Annotated in this window: 4 protein-coding genes and 1 pseudogene; 4 read left to right on the forward strand and 1 reads right to left on the reverse strand. The window is 34.7% G+C overall.

What is annotated here, in order from left to right:
* Positions 1-623: pseudogene (locus PLK24_RS09615) on the reverse strand (HD domain-containing protein); the annotation flags it as partial.
* Between the two features lie 353 nt (positions 624-976).
* On the opposite strand from PLK24_RS09615, the gene PLK24_RS09620 reads away from it, so the two are divergent.
* The 4 genes from PLK24_RS09620 to PLK24_RS09635 all read left to right on the forward strand — a co-directional run bounded on the left by PLK24_RS09620 (position 977) and on the right by PLK24_RS09635 (position 3,614).
* Positions 977-1,513 (forward strand): hypothetical protein, encoded by a 537-nt coding sequence (locus PLK24_RS09620; protein ID WP_324478594.1) that lies wholly within the window; start codon positions 977-979, stop codon positions 1,511-1,513.
* A 99-nt stretch (positions 1,514-1,612) separates the two neighbouring features.
* The gene (locus PLK24_RS09625) at positions 1,613-2,008 is read left to right on the forward strand and encodes a GNAT family N-acetyltransferase (RefSeq protein ID WP_324478595.1); all 396 of its coding nucleotides are present in this window, start codon (positions 1,613-1,615) and stop codon (positions 2,006-2,008) included.
* 206 nt (positions 2,009-2,214) lie between these two features.
* Positions 2,215-2,787, forward strand: coding sequence for a DUF3795 domain-containing protein (locus tag PLK24_RS09630; RefSeq protein ID WP_324478597.1), 573 nt, complete (start codon positions 2,215-2,217; stop codon positions 2,785-2,787).
* Between the two features lie 275 nt (positions 2,788-3,062).
* Positions 3,063-3,614: a flavodoxin family protein gene (locus tag PLK24_RS09635; RefSeq protein WP_324478599.1), complete on the forward strand. Its 552-nt coding sequence runs from the start codon at positions 3,063-3,065 to the stop codon at positions 3,612-3,614.
* Positions 3,615-3,731: the final 117 nt, after the last annotated feature.

Here is a 3,731-nt window from a genome sequence, read left to right on the forward strand (position 1 = left end):
AGTTGTCCGCAAAGATCAATAAAATTTCTCAGATTCTTATCCAGATAGAGGATCTTTTTAACGCTTTTAATTTCCAGGTGTTTGTCAACTTGAGATTGAATCTCCTCTCTTGTTGATTCAACACCAAAGAGGGGAGGACTAAAATGAGCAATGACGTTGAACTCCCATTGGGTCGCTAAAAAATGAGCTGCACTGACCAGTTTAAACTCGATTGAGTTGAAGTCTTCATCTTCTGGGTTGGATGATATGAATTGAATAAACTTGTTATAAAAATCCACCGAAAGATGAGCGAGGCTTTCCTCCATTTCTCTCTGAACAAAATCATTCAGCTTTTTTCTGGCTTCATTTTGAGCCAACAGAGAATGATATATTTGAGGTTTTAGATCGGTTAAGATGGTCCTTTGAAAATACTGGAAGATACCGTATTCAATTATTTTTCTCCAATCAATCAATAGGCCTTCTTCATCTTCCTCAATTTTTCCCAGAATCCAGGCAATGATCATTTTATGGGCTTGTTTATCAAGTTCAGTAAATTCGATCGGTCGAATCTGATCGTTCCATCGCTGTAGACTGGCTGGTTGAAATATCTTTTCAATTAAGCTTTTAGTAATAATCCCCTTCATGTGTACTCCCTTTTAAATCTAAAGTCTAATTTCTTAAAAAACAAACAGATGAGTATTTGTAATAATTATATTCAATTTAGGTGCATTGAAAAAACGGAAATTTTAGAATAAGGTATATTATGAATTTAGTGACTCTATTCACAGTACTGGTTCCAATGTTCATGGAGAATTATACTACGGTATTGTTTTCATGACAGACCTTCAAGGCTAATTCGGCCTTGGAAATATGATTTCATCGTTAAGGCAAAAGAATAGGGAAGACTAATAGCCTTAGTTTTTTATATATGATTGAAGTAGATTCAAAGAAATTAGATTAATTAAGATTTACGAATAAAAATAAGAAAGGAGAAATCATGACTGCACAAATTCCCGATGAATTTATTTTTAAAGGGAAGAAATATGAGCTCATTGGTATAAAAGGTGACGACCTGTTCTCACCAGAAACATTCGGAATGGAGCCTGAAATGATACACACTGCCTGTTATCGTGGCTTCTATGCAAAATATAGATTCACTCGGGAAGTCCTCTACCTCAGAGAGCTCACCATCAATGAAAAAAATAATAACTATTTACCAATCAACGGAATTAAACCCATAGGAAATCCTCTACACGAGATGACCTATCGTAAACTGAACCTTATCATTCCCTTTACTGGGAAGATCCGGATGGCAAGAAATTTTTTAAATGAATACTACGTCCATATGGGTTTCCAGAGTCCTTGGGCTTATGAAACAGTGCTTGATATCACCATCAAAGAAGGGAAAGTAATTGATATTAAAGACCGTTCAGAAGAATTTAAGCTTAAGCGGCAGGAGATCAAACAACAAGAAATCAATAACGTTGTTGACTGGATAAACGATGCCTTCAGTCTGGATATGGATTTAGAATAGAATATTTCTCTGCATACTGGTCAAATTTCCTTTTTTAAAAGTCAATGTTTGATGTTAATTGAGGTTTTGTTTTTGTTGATGAGGCTTGGAGGATATAAAATGATAATAAGAAAGTATAATAAAGAACACGATGAAGACAATCTCATGGCGCTGATTAAAAACGAAGGCCAAGGATGGTCTTGCTATTGGGCAGATAATCTCTCCGAGAAATATAAAGCAGCGCTTAAAAATTCTATTACTTACGTAGCTTTTGAAGGAGACGTCCTCTGCGGATACTCCCGTTCGATTGATGATTGCGGGTTCTACGTTTATGTATGTGATTTACTGGTCAGACCGGAATATAGAAGGAAAAATATTGGCAAAAGACTTATGGAATGCATCTATGAAGATTACCCAGAACGGATTGTTTTTGTTATGTCCGATATTGATGAGTATTATAAGAAACTTGGCTACAAGCGAGAAGGCTCAATATTTGAGGTAACAAAAGGAATTTAATGAGGTAAAGGAGTATTTTGAGATTGTATTTAGTATTATTGCTAAATTCGAAATAAAAGAATTACACGAATAGGTTTAGCTCCAGCTCAATTGCTCTTGATCCGTTACTACTAGGAATGAATTGGATATGTTAACTGACATAGGGAAAAATATGCAAGCCAGCAAAGTAGGCTAATTGAGGAAGGTTTTTCAGGAAGAATATAATCATGAATAAAAAGTACTTTACATTAGGTTGTTGTGGACTCGATTGTGGTTTATGTCCAAGATTTTATACCGAGGGTTCTTCAAAATGTCCAGGTTGTTACGGTGTTGATTTTGAAAATAAACACCCTTCTTGTTTTTTTATCACTTGTTGCGTGAAGAAAAAAGGCTTAGAAGTTTGTTGTGAATGCAACGCTTTTCCTTGCTCCAAATTCGATAAAGAAACTGGAGAAACTGATTCATTTATTACCCATAGAAGAGTTATCCAAAACCAGAATTATATAAAGGAACATGGGATTATTGCTTTTATTGAACAACAAAACAAAAGAATGGTCCTTCTCCAGACCTTATTAAAGTATTACAATGATGGATATTGCAAGAGTTTTTTCTGTCTTGCAGCATCCTTGCTTTCACTTAAAAGCTTAAATGAATCTTTATTAAAGGCAGAAAAAGTAATACAAGAGAAACTAGTTGGTAAAGAAGATTTAAAATCCAAAGCGAAAATAATGAGAGAAATTTTAAATCAAATCGCTGTTGAAGACAATGAAGAATTAAAATTAAGGAAAGGGAAAAAATAGTATACAAAACCCTGAGTTTAGTAGCTGACACTTCACCACCCTCGATCTCTTGAGCGGAAGAACTTCCTCCATTGAAGCCGGTTCCAGTATTGATTAGTTACTATTTTGGTTCTATATATTGGAAGAAGAAAATAAATTAATTTTTGAAGGATGCTCATTAAAGCAATAGAATTCTAAGATTTAACAGTAGATAAAAATATTTATAAAAGCTTGATTTATTAAATAATTAGATTGGTTTACAGAATAATAAAAAATTTAAACCGGTGGAGAAGGAAATGAAAAAGATTCTGGGAGTTATTGGGAGCCCTCGCAAAAAAGGAAATACTCATGTATTGGTGTCACAAATTCTATCAGGAGCTGAAAGCCAAGGATTTGTGCAAGATCAAGTATTTCTCAACGATTTACACATTGAAGAATGTATTGGGTGTCATGCCTGTTGGAAAATCGGAAGTTGTGTAAAGCAAGATGATATGAATATCCTTTATCAAAAAATTCTGGAAAGCCAGGTTATCGTTTTTGGAACACCGGTTTATTGGTATGGACCAACTGCTTTAATGAAGGGCTTTATTGATCGTTTTGTTTATTATAATTGTCCTCAAAATCGACCCAAGATCAAGGGTAAATGTGCGGTTATTGTAATCCCCTTTGAAGAGCAAGACATGAAAGCCGTTAATCCGGTTATTGACTTCTTTGAGACAAGTTTAAACTACTTAGAAATGAATATAGTGGGGAAAATTATCGTTCCCGGAGTGACTCTAAGGGGAGAGGTAAAAAATAAACCTGAATACCTGGAAAAAGCCTATCATTTAGGAAAAAGCTTAAAATAGTTTACGAACTGTCAATAAAAATGTCAACCGGTAAGAATGTAGATCATAGTTTTACTGTAGGAAGGCATGCCTCAGTACTCAATGAGGAGCGTACTATGCGACCTGAGAATCTCATCC

It is taken from the genome of Atribacter sp., assembly GCF_035418125.1.
Classification (GTDB): domain Bacteria; phylum Atribacterota; class Atribacteria; order Atribacterales; family Atribacteraceae; genus Atribacter; species Atribacter allofermentans.